We start from the raw sequence: 22,388 nt of genomic DNA on the forward strand, positions 1-22,388 counted from the left end.
TGGAACTTGTTGCCCATGGCCGGAATCCCGTCCAGCAGCGAGATGCCGCCCGTCGGGAACGGGGCCGTGGCGAATCGCGGGTCCTCGCCGACGTCCGGGGTGAACAGGCGCAGGAAGAGGTTGCCGCAGGTACTGGGCGATCCGACGGACGAACCGACCGTCACCGGCCTCCGCCTCGTCACCGCCCAACCCGACGACCTCGCCGGGGAAGACGTCCAGCACCTCGTCGAACACCTGCCGGTAGAAGTCCACAGTGGACTCGTCGGCCTTGAGCACGTTGGGGTTGATGCCCCAGTCCGTCCACACCTCCCCGCCCGACACGCCCAGCTCCGGGTACGCCGCGATGGCCGCCTGGCTGTGCCCCGGCACGTCGATCTCCGGCACCACCGTGATGTGCCGCAGCGCCGCGTACGCGACGACTTCACGCAGGTCGTCCTGGGTGTAGTAGCCGCCGTGCGGACGCCCGGCCATGCCGCCGGACCGCCGGTCGCCGAACCGCGAGTCGGGCCGCCAGCCGCCGATCTCGTGCAGCCGGGGGAACTTCAGCGACTCGAACCGCCAGCCCTGGTCGTCGGTCAGGTGCAGGTGCAGCACGTTGAGCTTGTGCACGGCCAGCAGGTCGACGTACCGCAGCAGGTCGTGCTTGGGCAGGAAGTGCCGCGCCACGTCCAGCATCACGCCGCGCCACGCGAACCGCGGGTGGTCCTCCACCTCGCACACCGGCAACGCCACCCGCACGGGCGCGACGGAACGGAACGCCGCCGGCCCGCTCAGCTGCCGCACCGTCTGCCGCGCGTAGAACTCCCCCGCGTCGTCGGAAGCCCACACCCGCACGCCGTCGGGCGTCACCGACAGCCGGTAGCCCTCCGCAGGCCCTGTCACCCGCTCGACGTGGACCGTGCCGTCGAACGAGATCTCGCCGTCACCCCTGGTGAACGACACCGGACGGGGCAGGATCACGACTTCACCGCCCCGGCCAGCCCCGCGACCAGGCGCCGCTGCACCAGGATGAAGAACACCAGCACCGGAATGGTCATCAACGTCGAACCGGCCATGATCGCCCCCCAGTCGTTCTGATCGGGTTTCACGAACACCTGCAACGCCAGCGGCAGCGTCTGGTTCTCCGCCGCCGAGATGATGAACGTCTTCGCGAACAGGAAGTCGTTCCACGCGTGGATGAACGACAACACGCTCGTCGCCACCAACCCCGGCGCCACCAGCGGGAACAGCACCGACCACAGGAACCTGGACCGGGACGCGCCGTCCAGCGTGGCCGCCTCCTCCAACTCCACCGGCACCGCCGCGACGAACCCGCGCAGCATCCAGATCGCGAACGGCAGGCTGAACGCCAGGTGCACCAGCACCAGCGAACCGAGGTGGTTGAGCCCGAACACCGGCGCCACGTCCCGCACCGACTGCATGAGGAAGAACAGCGGGATGGTCAACGCCTCGACCGGCACCATCTGCACCACCAGCAGCATGATCAGCAACGTGGTGCGGCTGCGGAACCGGAACCTGGTCAGCGCGGTGGCCGCGAGGAACGAGATCAGCAGGCTCAGCAGCACCACCGCGACCGCCACCACGATGCTGTTGAGCAGGTAGCGGCCGAAGCTCTGCACGGTCAGCGCCCGCACGAAGCTGTCCAGCGTCGGCGCGAGGGTCCACGGCCGCGGATCGGTCGAGATCACCTCCGCGTCCGGTTTCAACGCCGTCAGCACCATCCAGTACAGCGGGAACGCCACGACGGCCGCGATGACGACCGTGACGCCTTCCGCGATACCCCGCGACACACGCCGGTTCACAGCGCCTCCCCGCTCCGCCGCAACGCCCGCAGGTAGGCGGCGGTCACGATCAGCAGCAGCACGGTGGTCACCACGCCGATGCTCGCGCCCAGCCCGTACTCGGAGGCGGCGAACGCCTGCTGGTAGGCGTAGACGTTGAGCACCAGGTTGCGCCCGGCGATACCGCCGCCGTTGGTCATGACGTAGATCTGGGTGAACACCTTGAAGTCCCAGATGATCGACTGGATGGTCACCACGATCAGCAGGGGTCGCAGCAGGGGCAGGATCACGCTGGTGGCGGTCCTGGTCGTGCTCGCGCCGTCCAGCGCGGCGGCCTCCAGCACCTCGCCGGGTATCGCCTTGATGCCCGCGTAGAGCGTCACCATGACGAACGGGAACGAGCACCAGATCACCTGCGCGGCGACCAGCCCGAACGCCACCCACTTGTCGTAGGTCCAGGAGAACCCGGTGGTGCCCAGGACCTCGTTGACGAACCCGAAGTTGGCGTCGAACAGGAACAGCCAGATCGTCGACCCGGCCACCGCCGGCGTCGCCCAGGCGCCGAGGGCGGCCAGGAACAGCGTCATCCGGGCCCAGGTGCGGACCCTGGTGGCCAGGACCGCCAGAGCGGTCCCGACCAGCAGGGTCCCCACCACGCACACCGCCGCGAAGCCGACCGTCTGGCCGAGCACGGCCCAGAACCGGGCGTTGGCCAGCAGCGTCGTGTAGTTCCCCAGCCCCAGGAAGGTCAGCGGCGCGCCACCGCTGACCTGCTCCTGGCCGTAGTCGAACAGGGAGATCAACACGAGCTGGTAGATCGGGTAACCCATCAACCCGACCAGCACCAGCAGCGCGGGGGTGAGGTAGGCGAACGCGATCCGCCCGTCACCTCTCCTGGTGGGCATCACGAGCTGAAAGCGGCGTTCATCTCGTCGGCCGCGGCCTTGGCCGCCGTGTCGACGTCTTCCCCGGCGGCGGAGATCTTCTGCAGCAGGTTCGGCAGCACGGCCTGGGCGTCGACCTTGGCCCAGTTCGGCGTGACCGGCACGAACTTCGTGCCCGCGTTCAGGGTCTTGATGAACGGCTCCAGCACCGGGTTGGCCTTCGCGACCTCGTCCTGCACGTCGCCGAACGTCGGCATGTTGCCCATCGCGTCGAACATCTTGCGCTGGTACGCCTTGCCGCCCAGGAGCTGGAGGAACTGGTTGGCCAGCGTCTTGCGCTCACTGCCCTTCATGACGCCGAGCAGGTTGCCGCCCGCGAACGCCGGCGCGATCTCGCCCGCCTTCTTGCCCGGCAGCGGCACGACCGCGTACTTGCCGGCGGCGGTGGAGGCGTCGACCGACTTGCGGTTGAAGTCGCCGCCGACGACCATCGCCGCCTTGCCCGCCCGGAACGCCTCGACGCTCGCGTCACCGCCGTTGGCCGCGCACTGGGCCGGCGGGCAGATGTCGTCGGCGAGGAGTTCGGTGTACTGCTTCAGGCCCGCTTTGGACTCGGCGCTGTCGATGGCGGAGACGTAATTGTCGCCGTCCTTCTTGGCGATGTCGCCGCCGTTGGCCCACACGAACGGCATCGCGCCGTAGGTGTACTTGCCGCCGGCCGAGATGCCGAGCAGGTCCGGCTTGGCGGCGCGGATCTTCCGGGCGAGCGGGGCGATCTCGTCGAGCGTGGCCGGGGGCTGGATGTTCAGCTCCTGGAAGATGTCGGTGCGGTAGTAGAGCGCGCGCACGCCGACGTACCAGGGGACGCCGTAGACCTTGCCGTCCACCGTGCCGGTGTCGAGGACTTCCGGGAGCAGGTCCTTGGACTCGGACCACTGGCCGAGGTCGAGCTCGGCGAACCCACCGCCCGCGACGTAGCCGGCCAGGTCGGTGTTGCCGAACTCGGCGACGTCCGGTGCGCTCTTGGGGTCGCTGAACGCGGCCTTGAAGCGCTCGGCGCGGGTCTGGACCTGGATGTACTGGACATCGACGGTGACGCCTTGGTGGGCCTGCTGGAACTCGGTGATCGCCTCCTTGACGACCGCTTCCTTGGGGCCTCGGTTGACTTCGTCGAACAGCCAGACCCGGAGCTGTCCGGTCTGCTCGTCGACGCCGGTGGGTGCCGTGCCGCCGGACTGGACCGGGGCACACCCGGCCAGCACAGCGGCGCCCACGACTGCCGCCACTACGAACCGCATCCTCGCCCACCCTTCAGGTGTTGTTGCGCCGAAGGACGTTGCCTGTAACTTATTGCGCATTCTGCAACGGCCATTTCACAGGAAGCAACGCGGATGCTAATCCCAGGACCGGCAATCGGTCTAGACCAGATTTGCCCAGGTCCGGACCGCTTCGACTGACAACGGCGCACCCCACCCACCCGGCCGCACAGCGCCGCCCACGTGGAACCCCGTGACACCGACCGCCTTCAACGGCCCGACATGCTCCACCTTGAGCCCACCACCAACCAGCAACCGCACCTTCTCCTGCCGCGCGGCCAACCGCTCCAACACCGAAAACCCGTCCGCGACACCCCGCGGACTACCGGCCGCGAGCACCGTGTCGCACCCCAGCCCCCCGACCACCGTCCACGCCGCCTCGGGGTCGGCGGAGTTGTCGAGCGCGCGGTGGAACGTCCACGCGCACCCCTCGACCACCTCGATCAGCGCCGCACACGCGGACTCGTCCACCCACCGGTCGGCGTCGAGGAACCCGAACACGAACTCCGACGCCCCCGCCTCGCGCAGCGCCGCCGCCTCCCGCCGCAGGCGGTCGAGGTCGGCGGGCGCGAAGCCCGGACCGTCGCGCAACATGACCCGCACCGGCAGGTCGGTCGCGGACAGCACGTCGCGCAGCACGGGGACCGGTGGGGTCAACCCGTCGGCGGCCATGTCGACGGTGAGTTCCAGCCGGTGCGCGCCGCCGGCCTGCGCGGCCTCGGCGTCGGTGGCGTCCAGGGCGATGACTTCCAGCATGGTCTAGACCATACCGAGCTTCCGTGACACCGCTCCGCCGTGCGCCGCGCCTCCTTCCCAACCCGGCAACGTCAATGGTGCGCGGAAAGTTTCCGCAGATCTTCCACTGACGATCAGTTCGCTCGTCCGGGTGATCTCGCGGGCCCACCTCCCCCGCACCTCGCCGGCTGCGACCGTTCGGCCTAGTCCAACTTAACAGTGAACTGTTAATCCCCGCCTGTGTATCCAGCGTAGAACTACTCACTCCTTATCTGATGACCGATCCTCACCCCGACTGAGGAGGCCCGCATGAGCGCCAATCCGCCTGGCGTCGACCAGCTCGATCCCGTGCAGCTCGATTTCGAGGAGCCGACCGGCCTGATCGAGCCGATGGACGAACCGCAGGACCCGGACACGGACACGCCGCCCGCCTCGCCGGACGGCCACCACCAGACGCACAGCGTGCCGGTGGACGTCGACAGCGTGCCGGTGAGCGAGAACTGACTCTGGGGGATGGGGTGGCGGTCGGTCGGCTTCGAGGGGTGCCGATCGGACGTCATCCGCAGGGGGGAGGCGGTCCGCGGTGCGAGGGGGGCACCGCGGACCGCCGCCGCACCGGTGACGGTGGTGTGTGACGATCAGCTTCGGCTGGGGGACGCCGAGAGGGAGGTGACGACGTGGGAGAACTGCGCACGGCCGGTGAGCGCCCACCGTGGGAAGGTCTGGACGGCACGGACCGGCACGCGGCTTGCGTCGTCGCCGCGCGCGACGGCGACCGCAGGGCCCTGGACGTGCTGGTCGCCGACCTGACCCCGCTGGTGTGGCACATCGCGCGCGGACACGGGTTGGACCGCAGCACCGCGGAGGACGTGGTGCAGACGGTCTGGCTCGCGCTGCTGCGCCACCTCGAGCGCCTGGCCGAGCCGCGTGCGCTGGCCGGGTGGCTCGTGGTCACCACGCGCCGCGAGGCGCAACGGACCTGGACGCCAGCCCGTCGCGAAGCCGCGCTGAGCGACGAGCTGGCGGAACAACTGGAAAGCGAGTACGGCCTGCCCGAGGACGCCGCCCTGGTCGACGACCGGGACCACCGGTTGTGGCGGGCCTTCGGTCGGCTGTCGCAGAGGTGTCAGGAGCTTCTGCGGCTCACCGTGCTGGCCGGGCGGGCGGAGTACCGCGCGGTCGCCGAAGCACTGTCCATGCCACGCGGCAGCATCGGCCCGACCAGGGGCCGGTGTCTGACCTTGTTGCGCACATATCTCGACGCGGAAGGAGGATCGCGGTGAACGACATCGACCCGCGCGATGACCGCAGAGGCCAAGAGGACACCGCTGTCCTCACTGAACTGAACCGCCTGGTGTACGAGTTGGACGCGCCCCCACCGGGGCTCGTCGAACGAATCCAGTTCGCGGTGGCATTGGAGAACCTGGACGTCGAGGTGGCCCGCTGGGAACGCGCGGGCTCGTTCGCGGGTGTGCGTGGTGGCAGCCCCGGCACCATCACGTTCACGGTGGACAACCTGACGTTGATGGTGAACTTCACCTCGACCGGCGCACGGCACCGCATCGACGGGTGGCTCGTGCCGGCGGGTGAGCACACCGTCGAGGTCCGGGTCGCCGAGCACGAGTCGAGCACCACCACGGCCGACGACGGTGGCCGGTTCGTGCTGTCCGACGTGCCCGCTGGGACCACGCAGATCGTGGTGCACCTGGTGAACTCCCGGGGTGAGCCGGGACGGACGGTCGTGACGCCGACGATCATGTTGTGAGGGCGGTGTGACGATGGGCCGTCCGGTGGTGCACTCACGGAGAGTAACCCGTTCGGCTCAGCCATAACATCCACAAGACGGCTTCTCGGACACGTTCTGTGTGCTGGCATAGGAACGTGTCCGCGTCTCGTGCTGCCCTACCGGTTTCACCGACCGCTTCCAGCGGTGTCGAAGTAGCTGCCGACCTGCACAAACAGGCCTATCGCGCGGCGTCGGCCGGCCGTCCGGCGGATGCCGTGACGTTGCTGCGCCGTGCGCTGGGTGCACTGCCGGTGACATCGCCGAACGTCGAGGCGACCACGGTCCGCATCCGGATTCTGATCACGCTGTCCTACGGCGAGGCGGAGACGGGTTCGGTCGAGCACGGCTTGGCGCACCTGGGGACGGCCGGTGAGCTGATCGCGACGCTGCCCGAGGGGCCGGACGCGGTGGGGTTGCGGGCGATCGTGAAGGACCAGCACGCCCTGATCCTGCACCGGGCCGGGCGGACCGCCGAGGCGATCGCGCTGTACGACGAGTCGGTGCGGCAGTTGGAGGACGGGCGGGCGTCGGGGGCGGTCGGCACGGCGACGTTGTCGACGGCGTTGATGAACCGCGGGTTGACCAACATCGCGTTCGGTCTGCCGGACGCGGCGGAGCGGGACATGCGCCGCACGATCGACCTGACCGAGGCCGATGAGCTGCCGTTGATGAAGGCGAAGGCGCTGGGGAACCTCGGCGACATCGCGCACCTGACCGGTGACGTGCCCCGGTCGTTGGCGTACCACGAGCAGGCCGAGCGGGTGTTCCGGTTGTTGGCGCCGGACCTGGTGGCGCGGACGCAGATCGACCGGGCGCGGGTGATGCTGGCCGCGGGGTTGGCGGAGGAGGCGGCCAAGCACCTGGACGAGGCGCTGGTGGTGTTGCGGCGGCGTCGGGTGGGGCAGGACTTGGCGGAGGCCGAGTTGGCGCGGGCGGCCGCGGCGTTGTTGCGGGGTGATCCGGGGTCGGCGCGGGAGTTGGCGGAGCAGGCGCGGCGGCGGTTCCGGCGACGTGGCAGCACGTCGTGGGCGGAGTTGGCGGCGTTGATGCGGATGCGCGCCGACTTCGCTTCCGCCGGTGCCGAGTCCCACGGTGAGGTCGCGCCTGAGGCCGGCACGCTGTTCGTGCCCGCCCAATCACGCCCGGCCTCCCGATCACGCCCGGCCTCCCAACCGCGCCCGGCCTCGCTGCCCGCTGTTTCGAGGCGCACGCCGGCGGGTGCGACCCCGGCTCGGGCGGCACGGTTGGCGAAGCGGCTCAACGCCGTGGGGCTGACCGACGAGGCCGCCGTGGCGACGCTCCTCGCGGTGCGGATGGCGGTCCGCCGTGGTGACCCGACGGCCGCCCGCGCGTTGCTCGACCAGGTTCCGATGCCCGGCCCGATCGCGCCGATCGACCACCGGATGCTGCTGCGGCTGTGCCGGGCCGAGTTGGCGGTGGCGGTGGGCGAGCCGGGGCTGGCGTTGCGCGAGGCCGAGGAGGGGTTGGCCGAGTTGGGCCGCGTCCGGGACCGGATGGGTGGCCTGGACCTGCTGTGCGGCACCGCCGTGCACGGGCGTGAGCTGGGTGAACTGGCCGTCGGGTTGGTGTTGGAGCACAACGGTGACGCGGCGGCGACGTTCGACTGGCTGGAGCGGACGCGGGCGCAGGTGTACCGGTACGAGCCGTTGCCGGCGATCGACGACCCGGTGTTGGCGCGGCGGGTGGCGGAGTCGCGGTCGTTGTCGCGGGCGGTGCAGCAGGCGCGGTTGGACGGGCGGCCGGTGGTCGAGTTGGCGGCGCGGCTGGACGCGTTGCAGCGCGAGGTGGCGCGGCTCGGGTGGCACACGAGCGTGTGGGGTCGGCCGCGGCCGGTGTGCGGGGTGGCCGATGTGCGGGCCGCGTTGGGTGAGCGGGCGATGGTGAGTTTCGTGGCGCACGGTGACGTGCTGTCGGCCGTGGTGCTGGTGGCGGGTGACGCGACGTTGGTGCGACTGGGGCGTGCGTCGGCGGTGTTCGAGTTGGTCCGGCAGTTGCACGCCGACGTGGACGTCCTCGCGCCCGACCACCTCGATCCGGTGTTGGCTTCGGCGGTGACGGCGTCGGCGGCGCTGCGGGCGGAGCGGTTGGACTCGGCTCTGGTCGGGCCGTTGGAGGGGTTGGTCGGCGGGCGTGAGTTGGTGGTCGTGCCGACCGGTGAGCTGTACGCGGTGCCGTGGAACGCCTTGCCGTCGCTGCACGGTCGGCCGGTCGTGGTCGCTCCTTCGGCGACGGCGTGGCTGAACGCGGTGTCGGCGCGGACGTCGGCGTCGCGGGTGGTGCTGGTGGGTGGGCCGGGCCTGCCGGAGGCGGTCGGCGAGGTGAGCGACCTGCGGGGCACGTACCCCGATGCGGTGATGGCGGAAGCGGTGGGTGACGTGCTGTCGGCGTTGGACGGCGCGCGTTTGGCGCACATCGCGGCGCACGGCGAGCACGTGGCCGACAACGCCCTGTTCTCCCGGCTGGAGTTGGCTGACGGTCCGCTGTTCGCGCACGAGACGGCCCGGCTGCGGAGGGCGCCGGAGCAGGTGGTCCTGGCGGCGTGTTCGTTGGCGTTGAGCCACATCCGGCCGGGTGACGAGGCCTTGGGTTTCGCTGGGGCGCTGCTGGCCAGCGGGTCGCGGACGGTGGTGGCGGCGGTGAACAAGGTGGGTGACCGGGCTGCCGCGATGACCATGGAGACGTTCCACAAGCTCCTGGCGGAGGGCAAATCGGCGTCCCACGCACTGGCCGAGGCGACCGCCGTCGACCCACTACGTCGCCCGTTCGTGTGCTTCGGCGCCTAACCCACCCGTGGCCCCGGCATCGGTCCGTGTCTGCTAATCCCACCCGTGGACGCTGACCGCCCCCTCGCTCCGCAACCCGATGCCCGCGTACCCCATCAGGCCATCAGGCCATCAGGCCATCAGGCAGATCATCGAGCCCGAACCACCCCAAACCTGAAGATTCCTTATGTTCCCTCACGGCCGGCTCACCGCTCCACTCCCGCGCCTCGACCTTCCCGGCCGGCAGGTGCCACGCCCGTCGAACCGCGGATCGGGGTCACACCGACGGATCAACAACACCCGGCCGTCACGCACGAGCATCACGTGCACGTCCACCAGATGCCGATGGACCCGCCCGCCGGTCACCTGCCCGTCAGCCATCAGAACGTGCCGATCAACGCACCCGCGTCGCTAACCGGCACGGTGTGCGTGGCGAAACCGGACTCGGTGGCCACGTGCAGCAGGAACCCGGTCGGCTCGGCGAGGGCCCCGACCGGCTGGTCGGCGCGCAGGGTGAGCGACGTCTGGCGGTAGGTGCTGGGCGCGACGGACACCAAGGTCCCGGCGAACGGCACACTGATCGCACGGTGCACGTGACCTGCGAGAACGCGGGCCACGTTGTGGTGGCGGGCGAGAACCGCACCCAGCGCGGGCCCGTTCTCCAGCCGCATCCCGTCGAGGAACGGGATACCCACCGCGACCGGCGGGTGGTGCAGGCACACGAAGGCGGGCACGTCGGGGCGCTGGGCGAGCACGTCGTCCAGCCAGGTCAGCTGCTCGTCGCCGAGCTGCCCGGCCGGGCCGTTCGGCCGCCACGAGTCCAGGGCGACGACGGTGAAGCCCGGGTGCGCGACGGCGTAATGCGTGGACGTGCCGCCGCCGAGGAACGACGTGCCGCCGAACACTTCGAGCAGCGCCGCGGGATTGTCGTGGTTGCCGGCGGTCAGGTGGAGCGGCAGGGGGAACGCGCCGATGACCTCGCGCAGCTGGGCGTAGGCGTCGACTTGCCCGTACTCCGTCAGATCACCGGTGATCACCACGCAGTCGGGCCGCGGGTCCACAGCCAGGACCCGGCCCAGCGCGCGGCGCAGGGAGGCGGCTGGTTCAGCGGCCAGCGCGTCGGTCCGCAGGTGCGGGTCGCTCAGGTGCGCGATGAGCACGTCGTCGGCTCCAGTCCTTGAGGGGCAAGTAGGCGGGCTGCGGTGACAGACGGCGGGACGGCGGGACGGTCGCGCGCGGACGGGCGGGCGGGTGGGTCGGGTCGGCGGTGGGCGGGTTGGGTGGCGAGCGGGGCGGGTTGGGTGGCGAGCGGAGTGGGTTGGGTGGCGAGCGGAGTGGGTTGGGCGGGTGGGTGTGGGTGGTTGGGCAGGTGGGGTGGTTCGGGATTCGGTCTGGTTTAACCGAGTGTCGGTAACGGTGTTTCCGTACACATTTCGGTTGATCTCACTCGATCGTGTGGCCGCGGGCTGTTCGCCGCCCATGCTCGCACGGCGAAGGGCCCGGTTCGCCAGAGGCGAACCGGGCCCTTTCGTGACTTCAACCGATCACACCGGTCAACGGACCTGGTGGATCAGAAGTCCATGCCGCCGCCCTCGGGCATGGCCGGGGCAGCGCCCGCCTTCTCCGGCTTGTCCGCCACCACGGCCTCCGTGGTGAGGAACAGGGCGGCGATCGACGCGGCGTTCTGCAGCGCCGAGCGGGTGACCTTGGTCGGGTCCGGCACGCCGGCCGCGAGCAGGTCCTCGTACACGCCGGTCGCGGCGTTGAGGCCGTGGCCGACGGGGAGGCCCTTGACCTTCTCCACCACGACGCCACCCTCGAGGCCGGCGTTGATGGCGATCTGCTTCAACGGCGCCTCGACGGCGACCTTGACGATGTTGGCACCAGTGGCCTCGTCGCCTTCGAGCTTCAGGCCCGCGAACGCGATCTCGGCGGCCTGGAGCAGCGCGACGCCACCACCGGCGACGATGCCCTCCTCGACGGCGGCCTTGGCGTTGCGCACCGCGTCCTCGATGCGGTGCTTGCGCTCCTTGAGCTCCACCTCGGTGGCGGCGCCGGCCTTGATGACCGCGACACCGCCGGCCAGCTTCGCCAGGCGCTCCTGCAGCTTCTCGCGGTCGTAGTCGGAGTCCGACTTGTCGATCTCCGCGCGGATCTGGTTGACGCGGCCCTGGATCTGCTCGGCGTCACCCGCACCCTCGACGACCGTGGTCTCGTCCTTGGTCACGACGACCTTGCGGGCCTTGCCCAGCAGCGACAGGTCAGCGTTCTCCAGCTTGAGGCCGACGTCCTCGGTGATGACCTGGCCACCGGTGAGGATGGCGATGTCCTGCAGGATCGCCTTGCGGCGGTCGCCGAAGCCCGGGGCCTTGACGGCGACGGACTTGAACGTGCCGCGGATCTTGTTGACGACCAGCGTGGCCAGGGCCTCGCCCTCGACGTCCTCGGAGATGATCAGCAGCGGCTTGCCGCCCTGCATGACCTTCTCCAGCAACGGGAGCAGGTCCTTGACCGTCGCGATCTTCGAGCCGTAGAGCAGGATGTACGGGTCCTCCAGGACCGCTTCCTGCCGCTCCGGGTCGGTCACGAAGTAGCCGGAGATGTACCCCTTGTCGAAGCGCATGCCCTCGGTGAGCTCCAGCTCGAGCCCGAGTGCGTTGCTCTCCTCGACGGTGATGACACCTTCCTTGCCGACCTTGTCCATCGCCTCGGCGATGAGCTCGCCGATGGTGGTGTCGCCCGCGGAGATGGACGCCGTGGCGGCGATCTGCTCCTTGGTCTCGACCTCCTTGGCGGACTTGTGCAGCTGCTCGATCACGGCGTCGACGGCCTGCTCGATGCCGCGCTTGAGGCCCAGCGGGTTGGCGCCGGCGGCCACGTTGCGCAGGCCCTCGCGGACCAGGGCCTGGGCCAGCACGGTCGCCGTGGTGGTGCCGTCACCCGCGACGTCGTCGGTCTTCTTCGCCACTTCCTTGACGAGCTCGGCCCCGATCTTCTCCCACGGGTCCTCGAGCTCGATCTCCTTGGCGATGGAGACGCCGTCGTTGGTGATGGTCGGCGCGCCCCACTTCTTCTCGAGCACAACGTTGCGGCCCTTGGGGCCGAGCGTCACCTTGACGGCGTCGGCGAGAATGTTCATGCCACGCTCCAGGCCGCGGCGGGCATCCTCGTCGAACGCGATCATCTTGGCCATTGCGGTGTGTTCCTCCGCCTGATTACGAATGGGGCCACTGCGGACTCGCGCCCACAGCGGAACACGGTGCTTCGGCCAGGACTCGGTGCCCGCGACGGACGACCTGCCCCCGGAGGGACCTGCCTCACCCGCCCCAGCCTGCGTGTTGGCACTCAGGTGGTCCGAGTGCCAATAACGTGTTTAGCACTCGACCGGGGAGAGTGCAAGAAGAGCTGGTCAGCGGGAGGTGCGCACGGGCACGCTCGTGGGCAGCGGTTTGCTGCTCGTCGTGCCGCCTACCTCGATGGACTGGCTGGTGCCGGTCGAGCCGGGCTGGCGCGGAGGTTCGTCCTTCGGGGTGAGGATCACCACGAGGATGACGATCAGCACGATCGCCACCACGCCGGCGACGACGGGCGCGAACCACGCCGGCCGGGACTTGGCGGTGGTGGTGAACGCGCTGGCGCCGACCTGCGCCGGCGGCCGCAGCCGCACCGGTTCCTGGAGGAAACCCGGCTGCTGCTGCTGGTAGGGCGGCCGGTACTGGCCCTGCTGCGCGGGCACGCCGCCGGTCTGCGGCCCCATCGGCACCGGGCCCGAGTCGGTGCGGCGGGGCGGCGGGGCGCTCTGGGGCGCGGCGGACAGCGCGACGCGCGCCGCCGCGATCAGCTCGACGCACGACCCGTAACGCTGGGACGGGTCCTTGGACGTGCCCTTGCGCAGCACGTCGTCGATGGCCGGCGGCAACGCCACCATCGAGGTCAACGACGGGATCTCGGCGCCGAGGTGGCCCTGGATGACGTCCTGCACGGACCCCTGGAACGGCGGCCGCCCGGACAGGCACGCGAACACCATGCACGCCAGCGCGTACTGGTCGGTGCGGCCGTCGAGCGGTTCGCCGCGCAGGTGCTCGGGCGCGGCGTAGGTGGGTGAGCCGAGGAAGTCGCCGGTGCGGGTGCGGTGCCCGGTGGCGCCGCGCCGGGTGAGGCCGAAGTCGGCCAGGTAGACGTGCTCGCCCGCGGCTTCCTTGGTGGTGACCAGCACGTTGGCCGGTTTCACGTCGAGGTGGACCAGGCCCTTGCCGTGCAGCATGTCCAGCGCCTCGGCGACCTGGCCGAGCAGCGTGAGGGTGCGCGAGGGCGAGAGCGGGCCGTCCTTGATGTGGCCGGCCAGGTCCTGGCCGTCGACCAGCCGCATGGCGATGTAGAGCAGCCCGTCGACCTCGTCGAAGTCGTAGAGCGGCACGATGTTGGCGTGGTCGATCGCCGAGGTGTTGCGGGCCTCGTCGACGAACCGCTCGCGGAACTCCGCGTCCGCGGTGAGGTGTTCGCCGATGACCTTCAGGGCGACCTTGCGACCGAGCCTGACGTCCGTGGCCTTGTAGGTCACGCTCATGCCACCGCGGCCGAGCACCCCGTCGATCCGGTAGTGGCCCAACCGTCGCCCGCTCAGGTCCTCCGACACGCGGGGAAGCCTAACGTCCCCGTACAGCGGCTTGCGCCGGGTTCCCGGCAATCTCACAGCGGGACGCGCGTGGGGAAAGCGGCCCGACCCGCCGCGCGGCGGGTCGGGCGGAGGTCACGATGCCTTCCGGACGTCCGATGCCTGGCTGCGGCCGTCGCGGCCCGCCTGGATCTCGAACTCCACGCGGTCACCCTCGGCCAGCGTGCGGAAGCCTTCCATCTGGATCGCCGAGTAGTGCACGAAGACATCCGGCCCGCCGTCGGCGGCGATGAAGCCGTACCCCTTCTCCGAGTTGAACCACTTGACCGTGCCGACAGCCAAGACGTCCTCCTTTGAGAAATACCCTGAGCAAACCGCCACGCTAGAGGCACGAAGGGGTTCGCCGATACCTCCTTATGGAGTCATGCGCACGTCACGAACGGGCGCTGAATCCGTTGTCGCGCAACCAACTGACAAGTCCGCGCGGGCTGCGGGTCCGGGTGAGCACGAGGCCGGGACCGGCGAAGTCGAGGACGAGTCCTTCGCCGTTGCGCACGGATTGCGGCGCGTCCGGGGAAACGGCGCGCAATCGGGACTGGACGGTGTCGGCGAACGCGACGACGTGCCCGCCGCTGACCGTGACCAGCTCGCCCGGGTCGAGGGTGACCACGTCGAGGGTGCCGTAGCAGCTGAGCACGACGGAGCCGGTGCCGAAGGCGTAGGTGAGGAAGCCGTTGTCGCCGCCGTGGAGGGTGCGCACGGGCGGCGCGGTGGGGTCCAGGTGGGCGGTGGCGGCGCAGGCCAGCCAGCTGTTGCGGCTGACGCACCAGCCGGTCTTGCCGTCGAGTTCGAGCACGTGCAGGTCGCCGGGCAGGGGCGGGGCGACGTCCACCCAGCCGCCTTCGGGGCCGGCGGTGCACAGCGCGGCGGCGACGCCGGGTGCCTTGGTCTTGTGGTCGACGCCGATGCCGTAGCTGGTCGCGAGCACGGAAGAGCGCTCGACCACCACCGGTTCACCGGGTGCCAGGACGAGTCGGGCCACCCCGAACGTGGGGGTATGACGTGTCCGGACCTGCAACTTTCCCCCTGTCGTGATCAGCCGGTTGGGGCAGTCTGCCATGGGCGCGGCAGGATGGTGGGCGTGTCGAACACGCTGAGCCGAGTCGCTGATCACAAGGCCCGTGTCGCCGGGCTCGTCGGACTGATGCCGGTGGCGGAGCTGCCGGTGGCCGGCCGAAAAGACGAAGAGCACTGCCTGGGCCTGGTGCTGGCGGCGGACGTGGTCGCGTCGGTGCCGTTGCCGCCGTTCGACAACTCGGCGATGGACGGTTACGCGGTGCGCGCCGCGGACGTGGCGTCGGTGCCGGTGGAGTTGCCGGTGACCGAGGACATCCCGGCCGGGCGGACGTCGCTGGCCCCGTTGGAGCCCGGTACCGCGCACCGGATCATGACCGGCGCGCCGATGCCGCCGGGTGCGGACGCCGTGGTGCAGGTGGAGTGGACGGACGGCGGCACGTCGGTGGTGCGGGTCGACCGCGGGGTGGCGGTCGGCGCGAACGTGCGGCGGATGGCGGACGACGTGGCCGTCGGCACGACGGTGCTGCGCGCCGGTGCCGTCCTCGGTCCGGCACAGCTGGGGTTGGCGGCCGCACTGGGGTTCAGCTCACTGCCGGTCCGGCGCCGGCCGCGGGTGCTGGTGCTGTCCACCGGGTCGGAGCTGGTGGGGCCCGGTGTGGCGTTGGAGCCGGGGCAGATCTACGAGTCCAACGGCGTGATGCTGGCCGCGGCGGTGCGCGAGGCGGGCGGCGAGGCGGAACTGCTGCGGTTCGTGCCGGACGACGTGGACGAGTTCCACGCGGCGATCGCGCCCCGGCTGGCGTCGGTCGACCTGCTGCTCACCTCCGGCGGGGTGAGCGCGGGGGCGTACGAGGTGGTGAAGGACGCGTTCACCGGCCGTGGCGTGGAGTTCATGAAGGTCGCGATGCAGCCGGGCGGGCCGCAGGGCGCGGGGCGTTACCAGGGTGTGGCGGTGGCGACGCTGCCCGGGAACCCGGTGAGCGCGCAGGTGTCGTTCGAGGTGTTCATCCGGCCCGCGCTGCGGGCCGCCATGGGCTTCACCAACGTGGAACGGCCGACGGCCGTCGCGCGGTTGAGCGCGCCGATCAGCTCGCCGGCGGGACGCACGCAGTTCCGGCGCGGCGCTTACGACCCGGCTTCGGGACAGGTGGTGACGCCGGTGGGCGGGCCGGGATCGCACCTGCTGTCGGCGTTGGCGATCAGCAACTGCCTGATCGAGGTGCCCGAGGACGTCACGGAGCTGGCGGCGGGGACCGCGGTGGCGGTGCGCCTGCTGCACGGAGAGTAGTTTGGGGTTGACACTCCGCCGTTCATCACGGAGTGTCACCCGGATTACACTCGCGGCAATCCTCGTTCCGATCGGTCCGTGCGTTCGTCGGGGGACGCACGGGCAGGTCGGACAAGGGCCGGCGGCGCCGCGTAGCGTGTGGCGCGCCGGAAGCACCGCCCTGACACGGAAGAGCCATGACCGTCGATCGCGACAAGCACAGTGGTGCCGTCTCCCACTTCATCGAACTCGCCCGGGGGATCGTTCCCCCGATGCATCCCGCGGGCCGCCCCTTCGTGGCCGGCGCCGCCGTCGCGACACTGCTGCTGCGCCGGTTCTCCAAGCGCGGCGGAGTCGCCGGCGCGCTGCTGACCGCGTGGGTGGCGTGGTTCTTCCGCGAGCCCAAGCGCACCACGCCCACCCGGCCCGGCGTCGCCGTGGCGCCCGCCGACGGCACGGTGTCGCACGTCGTCGAGGCCGCGCCGCCCGCCGAACTCGGGCTCGGCACCGCGCCGATGACCCGGATCAGCGTGTTCCTGTCGGTGTTCGACGTGCACGTGCAGCGGGTGCCCGTGCCCGGCCTGGTGCGGCAGGTGTCGTACCGGCCCGGCAAGTTCCTGTCCGCGGACCTGGACAAGGCCAGCGACGACAACGAGCGCAACACCGTCTGGCTGAGCACGCCGTCGGGCCAGGACGTGGTGGTCGTGCAGATCGCGGGCCTGGTGGCGCGGCGGATCGTGTGCGAGGTCGCCGAGGGCGACAAGGTGGAGGCCGGGCAGACCTACGGCCTGATCCGGTTCGGCTCGCGGGTCGACCTGTACGTGCCTTCCGGCAGCCGGGTGCTGGTCGAGGCCGGGCAGCGCACCATCGGCGGCGAGACCGTGCTCGCCGAGCTCGCGGAGGGCTGAGCTGATGGCTCCCAGTGGGCCGGGGATAAGGCTGCTGCCGAACGCCATCACGGTGCTGGCGATGTGCGCCGGGCTGTCCGCCGTGCACTTCGCGATCATCGGGATGTACGGGGCGGCGATCGGCTCCATCGCGGCGGCGGCGGTGTTCGACGGGCTGGACGGGCGGATCGCCCGGCTGCTCGACGCGACCAGCAAGATGGGCGCGGAGCTGGACTCGCTGGCCGACGCCATCTCGTTCGGCGTCGCGCCCGCCCTGGTGATCTACGTGTGGAAGTTCGATTCCAGCCGTGAGGGCTGGGTCGTCGCGTTGATCTTCGCGGTGTGCATGGTGCTGCGGTTGGCGCGGTTCAACACGCTGCTGGAGGTGGAGCAGCCGCCGTTCGCGAAGGAGTTCTTCGTGGGCGTGCCGGCGCCGGCGGGCGGGTTGTTGCTGCTGCTGCCGTTGATCGTGGACGAGCAGCTGGACCGGTCCGGGTGGTGGTCCGGGAAGATCGTCGTCGCGGTGTGGACGGTCGGGATCGCACTGCTGCTGGTGAGCCGGATCCCGACGCTGTCGGTGAAGACGATCAAGGTGCCACCGCGGTTCGCGGCGCCGTTGCTGGTGCTGGTCGGGTTGCTGGCGGCGGCGGTGATCACGTTCCCGTTGGTGGCGCTGATCGCGGCGATGCTGGTGTACCTGGGGCACCTGCCGTACTCGGTGCGGCGGTACCGGTGGTTGGCCAAGCACCCGGAGGCGTGGTCGGTGGCGGGGAAGGACCGGCGGGCGATCAGGCGGGCGCACGGTGTCGCGGCGCGACGGCTGGGGCTGCGGCAGCCACTGGGTGGCCGGGTGGCCGGCGCGGCCATGCGTGCCGTCCGTCGCCCCCGACGGGCCGTCGGCACGACGCACGTGGCGGCGGAAGCGGACGGCGCCGCACGCCCCGGCAAGCGCCGGGGCTGGCGGCAGATCGGCCTACGCCGGCACGACCGCCCATAACCCGCTACCCTGGCTTTGACCAGGCGTTTTGGCATGGACACGGGATACACGATCGGGTGATCATCACCCGGGAATGTACAAAAACCCCGTTATCTTTGACCTGAAACGTCGGTTGGAACAACGAGGACCGCGACCGACCACCGCCCCACCCACAACCCGCCCCGACTACTACGCTCGACCCCGTGATCACCCTGACGGCCCGCCTGTCCCCCTCGGCCCTGGACACCCGCCGCGGAGTGGTCCGCCTGCACCCGGAGGTGCTGGACGCACTCGGCCTGCGCGCGTGGGACGCGGTACGCCTGACGGGCGCACGGGTCAGCGCCGCCCTGGCCGCCGCGACCACCGGCGACGGCCCGCCCGGCGTGGTGTTCGTGGACGACGTGACGCTGTCGAACCTCGGCGTCGTCGAAGGCGCCGAGGTGGTCGTGGCCCCGGTCGACGTCGCCGCCGCCCGCACCGTGACGGTCGCCGGGTCGCGGTTGGCGAGCACGTCGCTGACACCCGAGACGCTGCGCATGGCGCTCACCGGCAAGGTGCTGACCGTCGGCGACGCGGTCTCCCTGCTGCCCCAGGACCTGGCCCCGCCGCCCGGCGCGGACGTGAGCGCCACGCGGAGCAAGCTGTCCAACGCGATCGGCATGACGTGGACCAACGAGCTGCTGACCATCACGTCCGCCGACCCCGCCGGTGGGCCGGTGGCCGTGCAGCCGTCGACGGTGGTCGGCTGGCGTGACGGCGCGCGCACCGGTGATGCGCCCACGGTCGTGGCGGGTGCATTTGCCGGCGCGGGTGCGCGTCCGGGTGCGGGTGCGGGTGCGGGTGGGTTTGCCGGCGCGGGGTCGGCGGGGGTCGGATCTGCCGGATTTGCCGGTTCGGGGTCGGCGGGTGTGGTGGCGGCGGGTTTGGGGGGTGGGGCGTCGTCGGGGGTGGCGGCGTTCGAGGCGGCGGGGCCTGTGGTGGCGGCTGTGCCGGTTGTGGATTTGGTGGGGCAGCGGGAGGCGGCTAAGCGGTTGGCGGAGTGGTTGGACTTGACGTTCAGCCATCCGGAGTTGCTGGCTCGGCTTGGTGCCACGCCGCGGTTGGCGGCGTTGGTGAGCGGGCCTGAGGGGGTTGGCAAGACGACGTTTGTGCGGGCTGTCGCGCACGGGGCCGAGGCGGCGGTTGTGGAGGTCGCGGCGCCGAGTGTTGCGGTGTTGGAGGCTAATGCGGCGGCGCAGCGGGTGGTGGATGCGCTTGCGGCGGCGCACGCGCAGGCGCCTTCGGTGTTGCTGTTGACCGACGTGGAGGCGTTGTTGCCGGCGGCTACGCCGCCGCCGGTGGCGACGGTGGTGTTGGACGCGTTGCGGGGGCGGCCTGACGGGGTGGCGTTGGTGGTCACCAGTGCGCATCCGGAGGCCATCGACCCGCGGTTGCGGGTGCCGGAGTTGGTGGATCGCGAGTTGGTTCTGCCGTTGCCCGATGGGGGTGTGCGGACCGAATTGCTGCGGGTGCTGCTGCGGGACGTGCCGGTTGAGTCCGATGTGGACTTGGGCGTGGTCGCGGATCGGACGCCGGGGTTCGTCGCGGCGGATCTGGTGGCGTTGCGGCGGGAGGCGGCGGTTCGGGCGGCTTTGCGGCAGCGGGACGTGGACGAGCCGCGGGTGGGGCAGGCGGATCTGTTGGGGGCGTTGGAGGTCGTCCGGCCGATTTCGATGTCTACTTCGGACACTTTGCGGACCGGCGGGCTGACGTTGGCCGATGTCGGTGACATGACCGAGGTCAAGCAGGCGTTGACGGAGGCCGCGCTGTGGCCGTTGCAGTACCCGGATTCGTTCGCGCGCCTTGGGGTCGAGCCGCCGCGCGGCTTGCTGCTCTACGGGCCGCCCGGGTGCGGTAAGACGTTCCTGGTGCGGGCGTTGGCCGGTACCGGGCGGTTGAACGTGTTGTCGGTCAAGGGCGCCGAGCTGATGGACAAGTTCGTCGGCGAGTCCGAGCGGGCGGTCCGCGAGTTGTTCCGGCGTGCCGCCGAGGCCGCACCGGCGTTGGTGTTCCTGGATGAGGTCGACGCGTTGGCGCCTCGGCGTGGCCAGTCGTCGGACTCCGGCGTGTCGGACCGGGTCGTCGCGGCGCTGCTGACCGAACTGGACGGGGTCGAGCCGCTGCGGGACGTCATCGTGCTGGGCGCGACGAACCGGCCCGAACTGGTGGACCCGGCGCTGCTGCGGCCCGGCCGGTTGGAGCGGCTGGTGTACGTGCCGCCGCCGGACGCCGAGGCGCGGGCCGAGATCCTGCGGGCGTCGTCGCGGAACACGCCGTTGGGGTCGGATGTGGATCTCGGTGCGTTGGCGGAGGAGTTGGACGGGTATTCGGCGGCGGACTGCGCGGCGTTGATCCGCGAGGCGGCGTTGACCGCGATGCGGGAGTCGTTGGCGGCGTCGGAGGTGACGGGTGCTCACCTCGCGGCGGCGCGCGCCGCTGTTCGGCCGTCGTTGGACCCGGCGCAGCTCGCGACTCTCGCGGCCTACGCCAAGTCCCGCGAACGGTGACCGTGCGGGACGGTCAGGAGCCCTTGGGTGAGGGGCCCTTGTAGTCGTTGGTGACGATCACGATGATGCCCGGCTGTGCGTCCTCGATGCCGTCGAAGCGGGATTCGACGCGGGCGTTGAGGACTCGGGCCAGGTCGCGGGCCGAGGCTTCCTCGTCGGTGCCGGGGCGGTAGTAGACCGTGGTGGTCGGGATGAGGCCCTGCGAGTAGTTGCCCGTTTCGGCGACCTGCCAGCCGGCCTGCTGCACGTCCAGCGCCGCGTCCGCGGCCAGGCCACGGGTGGTGCTGTTGTTGTAGACGCGCACCGGGGGCTTCGTGCTCACCGGTGGCGGCGCGGTGTCCGTGGTGGTCGTCGCGCCCGGGTTGGCCGTCGTCGTCGGCGCGGCACCCGTGGTCGGGGTGGTCGGGGACGTCTCGGAGGGCGCGGGAGTCGGGGGCGTCGGGTCGCCGGTCTGCGACGTGTCCGACGACGTGGCGGACGGTGACTGCGACTGCGACTGGGCGGTGGACGTGTCGTCGTCCGAGTCGCCGATGAACAGGCTGACCAAGCCGATCACCAGGGCGATGACGGCCACGCCGATGAGCGCGTAGCCCAAGGCGCGGGCCGGGTGCGCGGGGCCCGCCGGCTGTTCCGGGTTCGTCATCGGCGCTCGACGCCCAGCCGCTTCGCCGCGCGGGCGCGTTGCCTGCCGGAGCGGGACCTGCGCAGTCTCTTGATCAACATCGGATCGGCGGCCAACGCCTCTTCCTTCTCGATCAACGCGTTGAGCAGCTGGTAGTACCGCGTCGAGGACACGTCGAACAGCTCTTTGATGGCTTGTTCCTTGGCACCCGCGTACTTCCACCACTGGCGTTCGAAGGCCAGGATCTCGCGTTCCCGGTCGTTCAAACCGTCGTCCGGCCCCTCCGCCGGCGCCAGTGCCTCTGCGGCGTCCATCTGGCTCCTCAGCCGTGTCCCGTGCGTGGGTGCCATTACATCACGTGATCTTCGCGAGGGTCGGCTCATCGGTCGGCGCGTCCGGATCGGCACGCCGATAGGCTGGGTGTCATGGCAGTTCACCCGATCCGGATCGCCGGAGATCCTGTGCTCCACAACCCGACCCGCCCGGTCGAGGTGTTCGACGACGCGCTGCGCACGTTGATCGAGGACATGTACGAGACCATGGCGGCTGCGCACGGTGTGGGGCTTGCGGCCAATCAGATCGGGATCGACCTGCGGTTGTTCGTCTACGACTGCCCGGACGACGAGGGTGTGCGCCACCGGGGTGTGGTGGTGAACCCGGTGTTGGAGACCTCCGACGTGCCGCTGGGCATGCCGGACCCGGACGACGATTTCGAGGGCTGCCTGTCCGCGCCGGGCGAGTCGTACCCGACGGGCCGCGCGTCGTGGGCGAAGGTGACCGGTTCCGACGGTGACGGCAAGCCGGTGGAGGTCGAGGGCACCGGGTTCTTCGCGCGCTGCCTGCAGCACGAGACGGATCACCTGGACGGGTTCATCTACCTGGACCGGCTGGTGGGGCGGCACAAGCGGGCGGCGCGGAAGATGCTCAAGTCCAACGGCTGGGGCGTGCCCGGCCTGTCGTGGGACCCGGCCACCTCCGAGGACCCGTTCGCGGACGACGACGAGGACGAGTAGCCCTCAGCCTGCCTGACGACCACCGTCCGACACCGGCCAACACGGGCTGACACCGGCCGGCGCCCTGACGAGCACCGGCTGGCACGGCTGACACCAACCG

At 70.7% G+C, this 22,388-nt stretch carries 21 protein-coding genes; 9 read left to right on the forward strand and 12 right to left on the reverse strand.

Features of this window, described 5'->3' with window-relative positions; genetic code table 11:
- The 5 genes from ALI22I_RS36585 to ALI22I_RS36605 all read right to left on the reverse strand — a co-directional run.
- The coding region (locus tag ALI22I_RS36585; protein ID WP_143532633.1) for a family 20 glycosylhydrolase at window positions 1-960 on the reverse strand (960 nt) is incomplete at its 3' end.
- On the reverse strand, window positions 957-1,802 hold the full coding sequence (locus ALI22I_RS36590; RefSeq protein WP_077005635.1) for a carbohydrate ABC transporter permease: 846 nt from the start codon (window positions 1,800-1,802) through the stop codon (window positions 957-959). The genes ALI22I_RS36585 and ALI22I_RS36590, both read right to left, overlap by 4 nt.
- Entirely contained in the window at window positions 1,799-2,686 is an 888-nt protein-coding gene (locus tag ALI22I_RS36595; RefSeq protein WP_077011101.1) for a carbohydrate ABC transporter permease, read from the reverse strand. Before ALI22I_RS36595 ends, ALI22I_RS36590 begins: the two co-directional genes overlap by 4 nt.
- The gene (locus tag ALI22I_RS36600) at window positions 2,686-3,963 is read right to left on the reverse strand and encodes an extracellular solute-binding protein (RefSeq protein WP_077010190.1); all 1,278 of its coding nucleotides are present in this window, start codon (window positions 3,961-3,963) and stop codon (window positions 2,686-2,688) included. Before ALI22I_RS36600 ends, ALI22I_RS36595 begins: the two co-directional genes overlap by 1 nt.
- 120 nt (window positions 3,964-4,083) lie before the next feature.
- On the reverse strand, window positions 4,084-4,737 hold the full coding sequence (locus tag ALI22I_RS36605) for a copper homeostasis protein CutC (RefSeq protein ID WP_077010191.1): 654 nt from the start codon (window positions 4,735-4,737) through the stop codon (window positions 4,084-4,086).
- 288 nt (window positions 4,738-5,025) lie between these two features.
- On the opposite strand from ALI22I_RS36605, the gene ALI22I_RS36610 reads away from it, so the two are divergent.
- From ALI22I_RS36610 to ALI22I_RS36625, 4 genes are all read left to right on the forward strand, one after another.
- Window positions 5,026-5,220 carry a hypothetical protein gene (locus ALI22I_RS36610; RefSeq protein WP_077010192.1) on the forward strand — a complete coding sequence of 65 codons (195 nt, stop codon included), beginning with the start codon at window positions 5,026-5,028 and terminating at the stop codon, window positions 5,218-5,220.
- A gap of 173 nt (window positions 5,221-5,393) precedes the next feature.
- The gene (locus ALI22I_RS36615) at window positions 5,394-5,999 is read left to right on the forward strand and encodes an RNA polymerase sigma factor (protein WP_077010193.1); all 606 of its coding nucleotides are present in this window, start codon (window positions 5,394-5,396) and stop codon (window positions 5,997-5,999) included.
- A 59-nt stretch (window positions 6,000-6,058) separates the two neighbouring features.
- Window positions 6,059-6,481 (forward strand): carboxypeptidase regulatory-like domain-containing protein, encoded by a 423-nt coding sequence (locus ALI22I_RS36620; RefSeq protein ID WP_443217015.1) that lies wholly within the window; start codon window positions 6,059-6,061, stop codon window positions 6,479-6,481.
- A 236-nt stretch (window positions 6,482-6,717) separates the two neighbouring features.
- On the forward strand, window positions 6,718-9,306 hold the full coding sequence (locus ALI22I_RS36625) for a CHAT domain-containing protein (RefSeq protein WP_238598754.1): 2,589 nt from the start codon (window positions 6,718-6,720) through the stop codon (window positions 9,304-9,306).
- 359 nt (window positions 9,307-9,665) lie between these two features.
- Here the strand turns inward: ALI22I_RS36625 and ALI22I_RS36630 are convergent, their stop codons facing one another.
- The 5 genes from ALI22I_RS36630 to ALI22I_RS36650 form a co-directional block, all read right to left on the reverse strand.
- Window positions 9,666-10,445, reverse strand: a complete 780-nt coding sequence (locus ALI22I_RS36630) for a phosphodiesterase (protein WP_077010195.1) — start codon at window positions 10,443-10,445, stop codon at window positions 9,666-9,668.
- A gap of 410 nt (window positions 10,446-10,855) precedes the next feature.
- Window positions 10,856-12,478, reverse strand: coding sequence for a chaperonin GroEL (gene groL, locus ALI22I_RS36635; protein ID WP_077010196.1), 1,623 nt, complete (start codon window positions 12,476-12,478; stop codon window positions 10,856-10,858).
- Between the two features lie 216 nt (window positions 12,479-12,694).
- The gene (locus ALI22I_RS36640) at window positions 12,695-13,921 is read right to left on the reverse strand and encodes a serine/threonine-protein kinase (RefSeq protein WP_077010197.1); all 1,227 of its coding nucleotides are present in this window, start codon (window positions 13,919-13,921) and stop codon (window positions 12,695-12,697) included.
- A gap of 114 nt (window positions 13,922-14,035) precedes the next feature.
- The gene (locus ALI22I_RS36645; RefSeq protein ID WP_033432301.1) at window positions 14,036-14,242 is read right to left on the reverse strand and encodes a cold-shock protein; all 207 of its coding nucleotides are present in this window, start codon (window positions 14,240-14,242) and stop codon (window positions 14,036-14,038) included.
- A gap of 91 nt (window positions 14,243-14,333) precedes the next feature.
- Window positions 14,334-14,978, reverse strand: coding sequence for an AIM24 family protein (locus ALI22I_RS36650; RefSeq protein WP_077010198.1), 645 nt, complete (start codon window positions 14,976-14,978; stop codon window positions 14,334-14,336).
- Window positions 14,979-15,032: 54 nt separating this feature from the next.
- On the opposite strand from ALI22I_RS36650, the gene moeA reads away from it, so the two are divergent.
- From moeA to ALI22I_RS36670, 4 genes are all read left to right on the forward strand, one after another.
- The gene (gene moeA, locus ALI22I_RS36655; protein WP_077010199.1) at window positions 15,033-16,265 is read left to right on the forward strand and encodes a molybdopterin molybdotransferase MoeA; all 1,233 of its coding nucleotides are present in this window, start codon (window positions 15,033-15,035) and stop codon (window positions 16,263-16,265) included.
- Between the two features lie 176 nt (window positions 16,266-16,441).
- Window positions 16,442-17,152 (forward strand): phosphatidylserine decarboxylase, encoded by a 711-nt coding sequence (locus tag ALI22I_RS36660; protein WP_077010200.1) that lies wholly within the window; start codon window positions 16,442-16,444, stop codon window positions 17,150-17,152.
- A gap of 4 nt (window positions 17,153-17,156) precedes the next feature.
- Window positions 17,157-18,128, forward strand: a complete 972-nt coding sequence (gene pssA, locus ALI22I_RS36665; RefSeq protein ID WP_077010201.1) for a CDP-diacylglycerol--serine O-phosphatidyltransferase — start codon at window positions 17,157-17,159, stop codon at window positions 18,126-18,128.
- 182 nt (window positions 18,129-18,310) lie between these two features.
- Window positions 18,311-20,653 carry an AAA family ATPase gene (locus ALI22I_RS36670; protein ID WP_077010202.1) on the forward strand — a complete coding sequence of 781 codons (2,343 nt, stop codon included), beginning with the start codon at window positions 18,311-18,313 and terminating at the stop codon, window positions 20,651-20,653.
- Window positions 20,654-20,666: 13 nt separating this feature from the next.
- Here ALI22I_RS36670 and ALI22I_RS36675 read toward each other — a convergent pair whose 3' ends face one another.
- Window positions 20,667-21,296, reverse strand: coding sequence for a LytR C-terminal domain-containing protein (locus ALI22I_RS36675; protein ID WP_077010203.1), 630 nt, complete (start codon window positions 21,294-21,296; stop codon window positions 20,667-20,669).
- Window positions 21,293-21,589, reverse strand: a complete 297-nt coding sequence (locus ALI22I_RS36680) for a DUF3263 domain-containing protein (RefSeq protein ID WP_083752288.1) — start codon at window positions 21,587-21,589, stop codon at window positions 21,293-21,295. The genes ALI22I_RS36675 and ALI22I_RS36680 overlap by 4 nt, the downstream gene beginning before the upstream one ends.
- A gap of 111 nt (window positions 21,590-21,700) precedes the next feature.
- Between ALI22I_RS36680 and ALI22I_RS36685 the strand changes: the two genes are divergently transcribed.
- Window positions 21,701-22,288, forward strand: coding sequence for a peptide deformylase (locus ALI22I_RS36685; RefSeq protein ID WP_077010205.1), 588 nt, complete (start codon window positions 21,701-21,703; stop codon window positions 22,286-22,288).
- The last annotated feature ends 100 nt before the right edge of the window (window positions 22,289-22,388 follow it).

This window comes from Saccharothrix sp. ALI-22-I (assembly GCF_001984175.1).
Lineage (GTDB): Bacteria > Actinomycetota > Actinomycetes > Mycobacteriales > Pseudonocardiaceae > Actinosynnema.